At 65.8% G+C, this 12,712-nt stretch carries 10 protein-coding genes and 2 riboswitches; of the genes, 2 read left to right on the top strand and 8 right to left on the bottom strand.

Going from position 1 to position 12,712, the window contains the following annotated elements; genetic code table 11:
- Positions 1-106: 106 nt before the first annotated feature.
- The 3 genes from ASPHE3_RS06545 to ASPHE3_RS06535 all read right to left on the bottom strand — a co-directional run bounded on the left by ASPHE3_RS06545 (position 107) and on the right by ASPHE3_RS06535 (position 4,327).
- Complete coding sequence (locus ASPHE3_RS06545) at positions 107-1,489, bottom strand: MFS transporter (RefSeq protein ID WP_013600444.1); 1,383 nt, start codon at positions 1,487-1,489, stop codon at positions 107-109.
- A 181-nt stretch (positions 1,490-1,670) separates the two neighbouring features.
- On the bottom strand, positions 1,671-2,786 hold the full coding sequence (gene metX, locus ASPHE3_RS06540; protein WP_013600443.1) for a homoserine O-acetyltransferase MetX: 1,116 nt from the start codon (positions 2,784-2,786) through the stop codon (positions 1,671-1,673).
- A 12-nt stretch (positions 2,787-2,798) separates the two neighbouring features.
- Positions 2,799-2,914: riboswitch (SAM riboswitch) on the bottom strand.
- Positions 2,915-3,004: 90 nt separating this feature from the next.
- Positions 3,005-4,327, bottom strand: coding sequence for a bifunctional o-acetylhomoserine/o-acetylserine sulfhydrylase (locus ASPHE3_RS06535; protein WP_013600442.1), 1,323 nt, complete (start codon positions 4,325-4,327; stop codon positions 3,005-3,007).
- A gap of 42 nt (positions 4,328-4,369) precedes the next feature.
- Positions 4,370-4,485: riboswitch (SAM riboswitch) on the bottom strand.
- A 161-nt stretch (positions 4,486-4,646) separates the two neighbouring features.
- Here ASPHE3_RS06535 and ASPHE3_RS06530 point away from each other — a divergent pair.
- Together ASPHE3_RS06530 and ASPHE3_RS06525 are read left to right on the top strand one after the other, a co-directional pair.
- Positions 4,647-5,285: a VOC family protein gene (locus ASPHE3_RS06530; protein ID WP_013600441.1), complete on the top strand. Its 639-nt coding sequence runs from the start codon at positions 4,647-4,649 to the stop codon at positions 5,283-5,285.
- A gap of 266 nt (positions 5,286-5,551) precedes the next feature.
- Complete coding sequence (locus ASPHE3_RS06525) at positions 5,552-7,267, top strand: HNH endonuclease signature motif containing protein (protein WP_013600440.1); 1,716 nt, start codon at positions 5,552-5,554, stop codon at positions 7,265-7,267.
- Between the two features lie 85 nt (positions 7,268-7,352).
- Here ASPHE3_RS06525 and ASPHE3_RS06520 read toward each other — a convergent pair whose 3' ends face one another.
- The 5 genes from ASPHE3_RS06520 to ASPHE3_RS06500 form a co-directional block, all read right to left on the bottom strand.
- Positions 7,353-8,132, bottom strand: coding sequence for a CPBP family intramembrane glutamic endopeptidase (locus tag ASPHE3_RS06520; RefSeq protein ID WP_013600439.1), 780 nt, complete (start codon positions 8,130-8,132; stop codon positions 7,353-7,355).
- A 107-nt stretch (positions 8,133-8,239) separates the two neighbouring features.
- Complete coding sequence (locus ASPHE3_RS06515; RefSeq protein ID WP_013600438.1) at positions 8,240-9,028, bottom strand: DeoR/GlpR family DNA-binding transcription regulator; 789 nt, start codon at positions 9,026-9,028, stop codon at positions 8,240-8,242.
- Between the two features lie 98 nt (positions 9,029-9,126).
- The gene (gene hutI, locus ASPHE3_RS06510) at positions 9,127-10,338 is read right to left on the bottom strand and encodes an imidazolonepropionase (protein ID WP_013600437.1); all 1,212 of its coding nucleotides are present in this window, start codon (positions 10,336-10,338) and stop codon (positions 9,127-9,129) included.
- Positions 10,339-10,349: 11 nt separating this feature from the next.
- Positions 10,350-11,471, bottom strand: a complete 1,122-nt coding sequence (locus ASPHE3_RS06505) for an NAD(P)/FAD-dependent oxidoreductase (protein WP_013600436.1) — start codon at positions 11,469-11,471, stop codon at positions 10,350-10,352.
- Positions 11,472-11,511: 40 nt separating this feature from the next.
- Positions 11,512-12,708, bottom strand: coding sequence for a glycine C-acetyltransferase (locus ASPHE3_RS06500; protein ID WP_013600435.1), 1,197 nt, complete (start codon positions 12,706-12,708; stop codon positions 11,512-11,514).
- Between the last annotated feature and the right edge of the window lie 4 nt (positions 12,709-12,712).

The raw sequence follows: 12,712 nt of genomic DNA, 5'->3' as shown, positions 1-12,712 counted from the left end.
TGACTTTTATGTTTGCGGACAGGCAACTGCCCGGGCCTGCGCTGGGTGCAGGTCCGGGCAGCTGCCGTGTCCATGGTGCTGTGCCGTGGGGACTACTTCCGGGCGGTTATTTCTTGGCGGCGGCCAGGAGGTCGGCGGTGCCCTGGGCGTCGGCGGCGTCGACATCGTGCAGCGAGATGCCGCGGGTTTCCTTGAGGAAGAACACCGATATCGCGGTCACCACGCAGGCGGCCAGGAGGTAGAACGCCACCGGAACGGACGAGCCGAAGCTGCCCAGCAGCGAGCTGGCGATGATGGGCGCCAGCGAGCCGGCCACGATGGAGGTCACCTGGTAGCCGAGGGAAACGCCCGAGTACCGCATGCGGGTGGGGAACATCTCGGCCATGATGGACGGCTGGCCGGCGTACATGAGTGCGTGGAACAGCAGGCCGATCGTGATGGCGGCCAGGATGATGAGGTCGTTGGCGGTATCCATCATGGGGAACGCGAAGAAGCCCCAGGTTCCGGCGAGGATCGTACCGGCCATGTAGACCGGGCGGCGTCCCAGGGCATCGGACATCCTGCCCACCAGCGGGACTGCACAGAAGTGGATGAAGTGTGCCACCAGCAGGAGGAGCAGGATGCGGGAGGTGTCCGTCTGCACAACCACCTTCAGATAGGTGATGGAGAACGTGACCACGAGGTAGTAGAGGATGTTTTCCGCGAAGCGCAGGCCCATGGCAGTGAATACGCCGCGCGGGTACCGGCGGAATACTTCGGCAACGCCGTAGCCCTTGTTCTCGGAAGTGACTTCCTTGCGGGCCTCAAGGAAGATCGGCGCGTCCTGGACCTTGGTGCGGATGTAGTAGCCGATGATGACGATCACTGCGGAGAGCCAGAAGGCTACGCGCCAGCCCCAGCCGAGGAACGCTTCCGGGGAAAGGGTGGAGGACAGGGTGAACAGCACGGCGGTGGCGAGCAGGTTTCCCATGGGGACCGCGGACTGCGGCCAGCTTGACCAGAAGCCGCGGGACTTGTTGGGGCTGTGCTCGGCGACAAGGAGCACAGCGCCGCCCCATTCGCCGCCCACCGCGAAGCCTTGGACGAAGCGCAGGAACACCAGGAGCGCCGGCGCCCAGTAGCCGATCTGCGCAAAGGTTGGCAGGCAGCCCATGAGGAATGTGGCCACACCCACCAGGATGATGCTCAGCTGCAGGAGCTGCTTGCGGCCGAATTTGTCGCCGAAGTGGCCGAAGACGATGCCGCCGATGGGGCGGGCAACGAAGCCGACCGCGTAGGTGACGAAGGCTGCGATGATGCCGTCCAGCTCGGTGCCGGAGTTGGGGAAGAACAGCTTGCCGAACACCAGCGTTGCGGCGGAGGCGTAAAGGAAGAACTCATACCACTCAACCACGGTGCCGGCCATGGAGGCCGTGACGACCTTCTTCAGGCCTGAGGACTTGACGTCGGTTTCCTCGGGCCGCCGCGCGGCGGACTTTTCCGTACTCATTGATGAACTCCTTCGGGCGTCTTCTTCGACACCACTGGGACAGTCGTGGCGGATACGTGTGATTTTGGCCACGAACCGCCGGGTCCCAACGAGTATGGTCCGCCTGAACGGCAAGCTCAACGGCGAATCATGCAGAGGCTATCTGCATAAATGCACATTTGCCTGCCGGCGAGAGGCATTCCTAGGCCGAGAGGTGCGCCCGGAGCTGGCGGCCCAACTGGCCGATTTCCGTCAGGAAGCCGTCATGGCCTATCGGCGCCTCAATGACGTGCACGTCCACGTCTCCCGGCAGGGCCGTGGCAAGTTCCCGCGACTGGGACGGGAAGTAGAGCCGGTCAGAGTCCACGGCTGCCACAAAGAACCGCGCACCCGACCGTGCCAGGGTCTCGGGAAGCGGCCCTCGGTCCCGGCAGATGTCGTGGCTCATCAGGGCGTCGGTGATTGCGATGTAGCTGTTGGCGTCAAACCGCCGGACCAGCTTGTTCCCCTGGTGGTCCAGGTAGCTTTCCACCTGGTAGCGGCCGCGGGCAGCCAGGACGCCGCCCTGCAGGGGCGACTCCGGAGCCTGGGGTTCGCGGCCGAACCTGCCTTCGAGTTCCGCCGCAGAGCGGTAGGTGATGTGCGCAATGCGCCGGGCCAGGGCCAGGCCCTCCTCGGGGAACGGGCCGCCGTAGTAATCGCCCCCGTTGAAATTCGGGTCCTGGCGGATCGCCAGGGTCTGCGCCTGGGCGAAGGCGATCTGCTCGGCCGTGCTTGCGGCGCCCACCGAAATCACTGCGCAGCGCTGCACCCGCTCCGGGAAGGTGATGGCCCATTCAAGTGCGCGGGCTCCACCCATGGAACCGCCGAGCACCGCAAACCAGCTATTGATTCCCAACTGGTCAGCCAGCCGGGCCTCGGCCACGCTGCTGTCCCGCAAGGTGACGAGGGGAAAGCGCGAGCCCCAGGGTTTGCCATCCGGTGCAGGTGACGACGGGCCGGTGGACCCGTAGCAACCGCCCACGATGTTGATGGACACCACGAAGAACCGGTTTGTGTCCACGGGCGCGCCCGGGCCCGCGAGTTGCTCCCACCAGCCGGGCTCATCCGTGTCACCCCGGGTCACGTGCGTGCTGCCGGTCAGCGCGTGCTCGATCAGGACAGCGTTGCTGCCGTCCTCGTTGAGCCTGCCCCAGGTTTCGTAGGCCAGGGTGACGTCCGGCAGGTAACCGCCGCCCTCCAGCTGCAGCCCGCCGATGGAGGCATAGCGGACGATTCCGTGTTCGGGAACGGTGGTACGGGTGACGGTAACCGTCATGGCAAGACCTCTTCTACGCGCTTGCCCGCCGTCGAATGACCGGCAGGCCAGGTCTTCACCCGGGGCACCCCACCGCGGAAGGAGGGTTGCCGGCCAGCAAGCCGGGGCTGTCACTGGCACTCATGACCTGGTTCGAGTGTACGAAACAGGCCATGCCTGCCGCCAAGAGTGTGACTGGTTGTGACTTCCCCGGCTGCCGGCCAGGTGGTGCGGCAGGTTCAGGCTGCGGCGGCCTTGGCCGCCCGGAAGCCGGCTTCGAGGTCGGCCAGGATGTCGTCAATGTGCTCAATGCCCACCGAAAGCCGCACCAGCCCCGGGGTCACGCCGGCCACTTCCTGCTGCTCCGGTGAGAGCTGGCTGTGGGTGGTCGACGCCGGATGGATGACAAGGGAGCGGACGTCGCCGATGTTTGCCACATGGGAGTGCAGCTCCAGGGCGTCCACGAAGCGCTTGCCCGCTTCCGCGCCGCCGGCCAGGTTGAACGAGACGATAGCCCCTGTACCTTTGGGACCGTATTTGCGCCCGCGCTCGAACCATGGGCTGGAGGGCAGACCCGCGTAGGCGACCGATTCGACGTCGTCACGCGCTTCGAGCCACTGCGCCACTTCCAGCGCGGTGGCAACATGCCGTTCCACCCGCAGGCTCAACGTTTCCAGCCCCTGGGCAATCAGGAAGGCGTTGAATGGCGAGACAGCAGAACCCAGGTCACGCAGGAGCTGGACCCGGGCCTTGAGGATATAGGACAGGTTGGCACCCAGGGCACCGTCCGCCCCAAGGTCACGCGCGTAGACAAGGCCGTTGTAAGTGGGGTCCGGAGTGTTGAAGCCGGGGAACTTCCCGGGGTCCTTGCCAAAGTCGAAGTTTCCCGAGTCCACGATGACGCCGGCGATCGCGGACCCATGCCCGCCCAGGTACTTGGTAGCCGAGTGCACCACGACGTCTGCACCCCATTCCAGCGGACGGATGAGGTAGGGCGTGGACAGGGTGTTGTCCACGATCAGGGGGACGCCGGCGCTGTGCGCAACTCCGGACACGCCCTCAATGTCCAGGACGTCCTGCCGCGGGTTGGACACCACCTCAGCGAAGAAGAGCTTGGTGTTGGGCTGGACCGCGTCACGCCACTGCTCGAGGTTGTCAGGATCCGCTACGAACGTGACCGAGATGCCGAACTTCTTCAGGGTGTGGGCGAAGAGGTTGTAGGTCCCCCCGTAGAGGCTGGGACTGGCCACGATGTGGTCCCCCGCCTCGGCAATGTTCAGGACCGCAAAGGTCTCAGCCGCCTGGCCGGAGCTGAGCAGCAGCGCACCCAGGCCGCCTTCGAGGCTGGCAATCCGCTGCTCCACCGCATCCTGGGTGGGGTTGCCGATCCTGGTGTAGATGGGCGCGAGCTCGGCCAGGGCAAACCTGTTCGCAGCGCTCTCGGCGCTGGGGAAAACGAACGACGTCGTCTGGTAGATGGGGAGGGCACGGGCACCTGTGGCGCTGTCCGGCTCCTGCCCTGCATGGATCTGGCGGGTTTCGAAAGACCATCCGTTGGACACTAAGGCTCCTTTGACATGGGCCCGGCAGGCTCGAAGCACCGCGGGCCGCGCTTGCCATCCGGCCGTTGCCGGACAGCCAGGTCCTCACCCGGGGCACCCCACCGCGGATGGAGGGTTGCCGGCCAGCGAGCCGGGGCTTGGCGCTGGCGCTCATGACCTGAGGCCAGTGTAGGAACAGCGCCCGACAGGGATGCGATTATGACGAACATAGACTCGGATCTTTTTGCCCGCGGACGGGCTTCACTGCTCTCCGGCGCGGGAATTCCGAGTAAGGGTTACCTAAGCTGAGAGCCCGATCACAAAGTGCCAAGATGTTGCCATGCGCATGGATCACGTCTCTTACGCCTGTGAACACGATGGCCTGGCTGCCACCACCGAACGTATTTCCTCTGCCCTCGGCGTTGAGGCAGTGAAGGGCGGGGTACACCCCCGGTTCGGAACCCGGAACATGATCATTCCCCTCGCCGGGCATAAGTACCTGGAGGTCGTGGAGGTCCTGGACCACCCCGCCTCAGACAAGGCCCCCTTCGGACAGGCAGTGCGTGCCCGGTCCGCCGCGGGCGGCGGCTGGATGGGCTGGTGCGTCGAAGTGGACGACCTCGCCCCGTTCGAGGAGCGGCTGGGCCGGTCTGCCGTGAACGGAAACCGCAAGTTTCCCGATGGCCGCGAACTCGTGTGGAAGCAGATTGGCATCCTGGGCCTCATTGCGGACCCCCAGGTGCCCTACATGCTCAAGTGGGAAGGCGATCCTTCCCTGCACCCGTCCAACGCCTACGACAGCAACGTCAAAATGAGCTGCTTGACCATTGCGGGCTCGGCGGCACGCGTGACCGAATGGCTTGGAGAGCCCGTGGAGAAGCCGCTGGAAGACGTGGCTGTGGAGTGGGTGGCCCCGCACGGGACCCCCGGGATCCTTTCCGTCACGTTTGAAACCGCCAACGGGGCAGTCACAATCTGACCCTCCTCCTATGCCTTGGGGTTTCACCTCAGGTACCGCCTTGGGCAGGAGCTACAGCCTGCCCGGATGAGCTTCGGCCGCCATCAGCTTGTGACAACGGGGTCACCTGCCGATGGCGGCCGAATCCATTTCCTGTCCTAACCCGACGGGTTGGGTCCACAGCGCGGTTGATTCTCCAGGTCCAACAGGTGAGCAAAGCAAGAACGCCCCGCCAGCTTTTCCAGGTCTCCCGGGAAAATGTCAGACCCTCCTGCGAGACTTTGGGTATGGAAATCAACCCGGCGGTGGTGCAGGCTGAGGCGGCGGTTGACGCTTCGGTGGCTGCTTTTGCGGCGGTGCTCGCTGGCGGCGGTACTGCTGGTTCCTGTACTGCCGGCGCGGGCTTTGATGATGCGTTGCAGCGGGTTGCTGATGGGGCTTTGGAGGTTTTAACCGGGGTAGCCCGGTCGGAGGCGAAGCTGGCGGCGTTGAAGGCGCAGGCGGTGGAGGTGTTTGCCGCGGCCACGCAGGCCCTGAACGGTCCGGCACGTTCACCCCAGGAGGCAACGGCGCAGGACCGGAGCCTGGTGGCCGAGGTCGGGTGTGCGCTGGTCATCGGCGACCGCGCCGCCGGTGCGCTGCTGGCCGACGCCCACGCCCTGACCACGTCCCGGCCCCGGACCCTCGCCGCTTTGCAGGCCGGGACCATTTCCTGGGCGCATGCCCGGACCATGGTGGACCAGACCCTCGGCCTTGACCCGGCCGCGGCGGCGGCCCTGGAGGACTATTTCCTGGACCCCGACGCCGCACACCGGACCACGGGTGCCACCATCGGGGAAATGCCGGCGTACCGGTTCAAGGCCAAGGCCAGGACCTGGCGGGAACGCCACCACCCCGAATCGATTGAGAAGCGTCACGCCAAGGGTGCAGCGGACCGGCGGGTCGAGTACTGGAAGGACACTGACGGGATGGCCTGGATCGCCGCGTGCCTGCCCGCGGACAAAGCATCGGCCATCTGGAACCGGCTCACCGCCCTCGCCCGGGGAATGCAAGGGCCCGGGGAAGACCGCACCCTCACCCAGCGCCGGGCAGACACCTATTGCGCCGCCCTCCTGACCAGCGGCACCAACGGCGGTTCCACAGGCTCCGGCCATGGCCCCGGCTACGGCTCTGGAGCCGGGGCCCGGGGAACAGGTGCTGAAGCCCATCCCGGGCAGGGCGATTCGATCCGTGCGCAGGTCCTGGTCACCGTGCCGGTGTTTTCCCTGATGGGACTGACCGACGAGCCGGCCATGCTGGACGGGTACGGCCCGATCCCGCCGTCCACGGCAAGGGATCTGGTCGCGAATGGTGCCGGTTCCTTCCACCGGGTGCTCATTGATCCTCGTGACGGGGCGCCGCTGGAGATCGGCCGGACCAGCTACCGGGTGACCAAGGCGATGCGGAACTGGCTGCGGCTGCGGGACGGCAAATGCCCCTTCCCCGGCTGCAGCAACCACTCCCTGGACAACGAAGCAGACCATATTCTCGCCTGGCATAAAGGCGGTGCCACCGGGATCTCCAACCTGGGACAACCCTGCCCGAAACACCACAAACTCAGGCACACCAGCGGCTGGAAACCAACACCAGCCACCAAAAACGAACCACCCGGCTGGACCTCACCGACCGGGCACCACTACAAAAGCGAACACCAGGACTGGGAACCACCCCACTGGCCAGACCTGCTGGTAGGACTGAAACCGGACGAGCGCCACAACGGGCAAGTGCATGGCGCACCGCCCCACCCGGCGATGCCCGCTGCTCATGCCTGCCCTCCCGGAGGCCTCCCCTATCTGGAGCCTCCACTTGAGGAACCTATGAGCGACAACCTGGTAGACCCGAACGACCTGCCTGCGGATGACCCCTTATGGGAGGACTTCTACGCGGTGCCGACCGGCCTGGCCGGGGACCCGCTCGTCCCGGGTCAGGAGCCATTAGGGGACCTGGAACCGGCCATTACCTAGCCGCCACCTGCTGGTCGCCATCGTCTAGGTGTGCCTGGGGCCGTCCGGACGCCTTTGGCCCAGTCCCTTATTCAGTCGCACAGCTTCACCCCAGTCCCACGGCCTTGCCGAACAGGCTGAAGCCCACGAACGCCACGATATCCAGCAGTGCGTGGGCTATCACCAGCGGCATCACCCGCCGCGTCCGCGTATACAACCAGGCAAAGACCACGCCCATCAATACGTTGCCGATAAACGGCCCGAATCCCTGGTACAGGTGGTACGTGCCGCGCAACAGCGAGCTCGCCATGATGGACAACGGAACGCTCCAACCGAATTTTCCGAAGCGGTCCAGCAGGTAGCCCACAACGATGACTTCCTCCACTATCCCGTGGCGGACCGCGGACAGGATCAGCACGGGCACTGTCCACCAGTAGGCGTCGAGTGCGCTGGGAATGATGGCGGTGGTAACCCCAAGAGCCCTTCCCGCCGCGTACAGACCGAGGGACGGGACGCCGATCAGCGCCGCCAGGCCAAGCCCCTGCAGCAGATCCCGGCCGGGCCGCTCAAAATTGAACCCCAGCCTCGTGAAGGCCGAACCGGCTTTGCTTCCGTCGCCGGATGCGGCCTGCCGCTGGTCACTGAGGAAGTAGAACACGAGCAGCACGGGCACCAGCGCGAAGACAATGTCCAGCAGCTGGTAGGTCAGATCGAAATACTCACGGGTGCTTTGCGAGCGGTTCAGTGTTGAGGTGCCCTCCGCAAGGGGCGCACGCGTCATCTTGTCCAGCAGTTGCACCACGGAGTACACGGCGGACTGGCCCAGCGAGAGGCCCAAGACGATCCAGACTTCGATCCGCAGACGACGGCGGGAGGGAACCAGCATGTTCCCATCTTGCCTGCAGTTTCTGGATCCGGCCTGATTGCCCTGCCGGTGTCCGACTCCCCGCCAGGGCTACCCCGGCCGCCGCCGCAGGTCAGGGTGGCGGCACGTCAACTGCCGGCGACTATGACTTCCGTGCCGTTCGACTCGAAGGCAGCCTTGTCGCGTGCCGAAATCCCGGAGTCGGTGATGAGCCGGGTGAAGTTGTAACCGTCCATGGTGGCGAAGGCACGCACCCCCACCTTTGAGGAGTCTGCCAGCACGTAGGAAACCCGGGCCCGGCTGGCGAGCAGGGCGTTGACCGAGGCTTCCCCCTCCCCCGTGTTGGTGGGCCCCACTTCCGGGTCGATGCCGTTGACGCCGATAAAAGCGATATCCAGCACCACTTTCTGCATGATGATGTCCGTATAGGGGCCCACCAGTTCGTAGGAGCGCGGATTGAGGATCCCGCCGGTGACCATGACCTTGATGTTGGGCCGGACTGCCAGCTGCGACGCGATGTTGATGGCGTTGGTCACCACCGTGAGGGTGGGCTGGTTGGAGGGCGCGTTGAGGTCTTCACGGGTAGCCAGGATCTGGGCCAGCACGGTGCTGGTGGTACCGCCGCACAGGCCGATCACGGCACCCGGGGCAATGAGGCCTGAGGCCGCCTGCGCGATTTGCTGCTTCGCTTCGGCGTGATCGTCCCGGTTGTATCTGCCAGGCAGGTCGTAGGCCAATGCCCCTGTGGTGGCTCCGCCCCGGGTCCTGGTCAGCAGCCGTCGCTTGGCCAGGCTGTCCAGGTCCCGCCGGGCAGTGGCCGGAGAGACGTGCAGGGTGCTCACAATTTCTTCGACCTCCACCTGGCCGGTTTTGGCGAGCAGGTCAAGGATTGCCGTCAAGCGGTCGGTGCGGGTCATGCAAAGCCTCCAGATACTCCCGCCACCAGCCTCGATGACGCTTTCTGATCATAACAGACTACTTATGATCACCTAACGTCATATCGAGGGTGGGAATCCTAGCGCTCCCGCTTCCCGGCCCGCCATACAGCGTACGTCAGGGGCATGCCGGGGCGGTACGCAAGGTGCGTAGCCGACGGCGCATTCAAGACATGGAAATCCGCACGATGTCCGACCGCGATGGAACCCACCGCCCGTTCGCCGTCGACGTCGATTCCCTTGTCCTTGTGCAGGGCAAGGGCCCCGCCGTAGGTAGCCGCGCGGACAGCTTCGTGGACGCTCAGTCCCATCTGCAGCACAGCCGTAGTGACGCAGAATGCCATGGAACTCGTGTAGGACGTGCCCGGATTGCAGTTGGATGCCAACGCCACCTGCACCCCGGCATCAAGGAGCTTCCGGGCGGGGGCCAGCGGCTGCCGGGTGGAGAGGTCGCAGGCAGGCAGGCATGTGGCCACGGTTCCGCGGCGCCCGCTTCCGGTTCCGGCGTCCCAGCCGGCCCAAGTCCCAGCGAGCGCCTCCACATCCCGGTCCGCGAGGTAGTTCACGTGGTCTACACTCGCAGCCTCCAGCTCCACCGCCAGTTGCACGCCGGGCCCTTCCCCGAGCTGGTTTCCGTGAACGCGCAGGCCCAGTCCGGCGTCCCTGCAGGCGAGCAGCACCTTGCGGGACTGCTCCACGGTGAATGCTCCCTCCTCGCAGAAGACGTCCGCCCACCGCACGAACGGCAGGACCGCCGCCAGCATTGGCCCGCACACCAGCTCGGTGTAGGCGTCGGGATCCTCCCCTGCGGGAACCAGGTGGGCACCGAGGTAGGTCACCTGGTCCGCCACTGTGGAGGCAATGCGGGCACTGCGGGCTTCGTGTTCAACGTCCAGGCCGTAGCCGGTCTTGGTCTCAAGGTAGGTGGTGCCCTGCGAAACGGCTTCGGCAACCCGGCCCAGGGCAAGCCGTGTCAGGTCGAAATCCGAGGTGGCACGCGTCGCGTTCATGGTCACCGCAATGCCGCCGGCCGAATAGGACTCCCCCGCCATCCTCGCCTCGAACTCGGCCGTCCGGTCACCGGCGAAGAGCAGGTGCGTGTGCGAATCCACCCAGCCGGGGAGCATGGCCCGCCCGCCGGCGTCGACGGCGTCATCCGCAGCGGGAGCGTCGGCCGCAGCACCGATCCATGAAATCCGATCACCTTCGATCACCACCGCAGCATCCTTCAGGACCCGGCGCTTCAGGTCCTGCGTCATCAGCTCGGCGATGTTGGTGATCAGGGTGCTCATAGAGCCATTCTTCAGCGCCGGACAGACCAGCGCGTGGCCGCCAGAGCCTGAGCTGTCCGGGATTCCGGACCGTCGCCCAATCTCCCGGCCGCTTCCGTGCCCGATTGGTGCGCCAGGATCTGGCCTGCCGCGAGCTCGGCCATCGCCGAGGACGTCTGGAAGCCGTAGCCGCCCTGCCCGGCGAGCCAATAGAACCCCGGTGCTTCGGCGTCGAATCCGGCCACCGGGACGCCGTCTGCAGCCTCGGTCCGCAATCCGGTCCAGGCCCTGCGGATATCCGTGATCCCCAACGTGGTCACCTGGTTCAGCCGGGCCACCAGGCGCTCGATGTCTCCTGGCCGGGGCTGCGCATCCTCGGGCCCGCTAGCCACCGACTCGGACGGTGAGATGAGAACGTCGTCGCCTTCACGCCGGAAGTAGAACGTGTTGTCCGCTGCCGCCACCATAGGGCTGTGCTCCGGCAGGGGATGTTCGACGGCGGCAATCGCCGCGGTGCGCCGGTACGGCTGCAGCCCCAGCTTCTCCACGCCGCTGATGACAGCGAGCTCGTCAGCCCAGGCCCCGGCAGCGTTGACGAGGACGGCGGCTTCGAAGGCCTCCATGCCGGCCCCCACCTGCCAACCGGACCCGACCCGCTGGGCGGAGTGCACGCGGGCGCCGGTGATGATGTCCGCTCCCGCGGCCACTGCACGCTGCCGATGGTCTTCGAGCAGCAGTGGTGCATTGCAGGCAAAGGACCCTGTATCGAGCCCCGCAGCGCTGAATAAATCCGGGACGAGGACGGGACAGAGGTCCAGCGCTTCGGCCGGCGTGATGGGGCGCATGTGCCCACTGGCCTCGGCGGCCACTGCGTCTTCACTCCCAATCAGCATAAAGCTGCGGGGCGTGAGCACGGGCTCCGGCAGTTCGGAGTCGCGGGCGGCGATCAGCTCCAACGTCCTGACCGTCAGTTCCTGGACCACCGGAGGGCCATAACTGGGGATGAGCTGCCGGGCCGAGCGCGAGGAGGTGTGGTAGGCCAGTTCCTGCTCCGCCTCCACCAGGCCAACGCTGCATCGGCCCGCCAGGGCGGACGCCAGGGACAGGCCGGCGATGCCGCCGCCAACAATCAGGACATCGTAATGTGCTGCCATTTTTCCATCCTTGCAGAGTTATGGGCGTCGGCGGGGCACGTCAGGCAGCCACTTCGGCACGGCTGGCGACGAACGCACGCACGCATGCTTCGACGTCGTCCGCTGAATGTGCGGCGGAAAGCTGCACGCGGATCCTCGCAGCCCCACGGGGAACTACGGGGAAGCTGAAAGCGGTGACGTAGACGCCGTGCTGCAGCATCCGGTCCGCCACCTTGGCTGCCAGCACTGCGTCTCCGAACATCACGGGGACAATGGCGTGCTCGCCGGGCAGCAGGTCGAAGCCCTCCTCCGTCATGCGTCGCCGGAACAGTGCTGCGTTCTCGAAAAGGGTGCGCCGCAACTCTGCGGAGTTCTCCACCAGGTCCAGGGCTTTGATGGTGGCGGCGACGATGGCCGGTGCCACGGAATTCGAGAAGAGGTACGGACGGGCCTTCTGCCGGAGCATGGCCACGATTTCACCCCGGCCCGAGACGTAGCCCCCCGATGCCCCGCCCAGCGCTTTCCCGAACGTGCCGGTGTAGATGTCCACCCGATCCGAGACGCCGGCGTGTTCCGGCGTACCGGCACCGGTGGCGCCCATAAAGCCCACCGCGTGGGAATCGTCCACCATCACCAGCGCGTCGTGTTTCTCGGCCAGATCGCAGATGGCTGCAAGCGGCGCGAGGTACCCGTCCATGGAAAAAACGCCGTCGGTAACGATGATCTTGCGCCGGGCATCCTTCGCCTCAACGAGTTTTGCCTCAAGGTCGGCCATGTCCTGGTTGGCGTACCGGTACCGCTGCGCCTTGCACAGGCGGATGCCGTCAATGATCGACGCGTGGTTCAGGGCATCGGAGATGACGGCATCCTCCGGTCCAAACAGGGACTCGAAGACGCCGCCGTTGGCATCAAAGCAGCTGGAGAAGAGGATGGTGTCCTCGGTGCCCAGGAAGCGGGACACGCGGGATTCGAGTTCCAGGTGCAGGTCCTGCGTTCCACAGATGAACCGGACACTGGCCATGCCGAAGCCGCGCTCGTCCATGGCCGCCTTGGCCGTGCTGATGATCTCCGGGTGGTCCGCCAGCCCAAGGTAATTGTTCGCGCAGAAGTTCAGGACGTCCGTGCCCGGCTCTCCAATCTGCCCGGCCGTGATGTGGCTGGACTGCGGGGAGCTGATCCTGCGTTCGGTCTTGAAGAGGCCCGCGATGCGGATGTCATCCAGCTCGCCGCGCAGCTGGTCCTTGATCGAGGTGTACATGATG

The sequence above is a fragment of the Pseudarthrobacter phenanthrenivorans Sphe3 genome (assembly GCF_000189535.1).
Taxonomy (GTDB): domain Bacteria; phylum Actinomycetota; class Actinomycetes; order Actinomycetales; family Micrococcaceae; genus Arthrobacter; species Arthrobacter phenanthrenivorans.
The sequence above is the reverse complement of the archived record's forward strand: the minus strand, read 5'-3'. Positions and strand labels throughout refer to the sequence as shown.

Bases quoted from the DNA above. Each gene is read 5' to 3' on its own strand.
- ASPHE3_RS06500 (WP_013600435.1), bottom strand. From the start codon at position 12,708: ATGTACACCTCGATCAAGGACCAGCTGCGCGGCGAGCTGGATGACATC.
- metX (WP_013600443.1), bottom strand. From the start codon at position 2,786: ATGACGGTTACCGTCACCCGTACCACCGTTCCCGAACACGGAATCGTC.
- ASPHE3_RS06520 (WP_013600439.1), bottom strand. From the start codon at position 8,132: ATGCTGGTTCCCTCCCGCCGTCGTCTGCGGATCGAAGTCTGGATCGTC.
- ASPHE3_RS06505 (WP_013600436.1), bottom strand. From the start codon at position 11,471: ATGGCAGCACATTACGATGTCCTGATTGTTGGCGGCGGCATCGCCGGC.
- ASPHE3_RS06530 (WP_013600441.1), top strand. From the start codon at position 4,647: ATGCGCATGGATCACGTCTCTTACGCCTGTGAACACGATGGCCTGGCT.
- ASPHE3_RS06545 (WP_013600444.1), bottom strand. From the start codon at position 1,489: ATGAGTACGGAAAAGTCCGCCGCGCGGCGGCCCGAGGAAACCGACGTC.
- hutI (WP_013600437.1), bottom strand. From the start codon at position 10,338: ATGAGCACCCTGATCACCAACATCGCCGAGCTGATGACGCAGGACCTG.
- ASPHE3_RS06515 (WP_013600438.1), bottom strand. From the start codon at position 9,028: ATGACCCGCACCGACCGCTTGACGGCAATCCTTGACCTGCTCGCCAAA.
- ASPHE3_RS06525 (WP_013600440.1), top strand. From the start codon at position 5,552: ATGGAAATCAACCCGGCGGTGGTGCAGGCTGAGGCGGCGGTTGACGCT.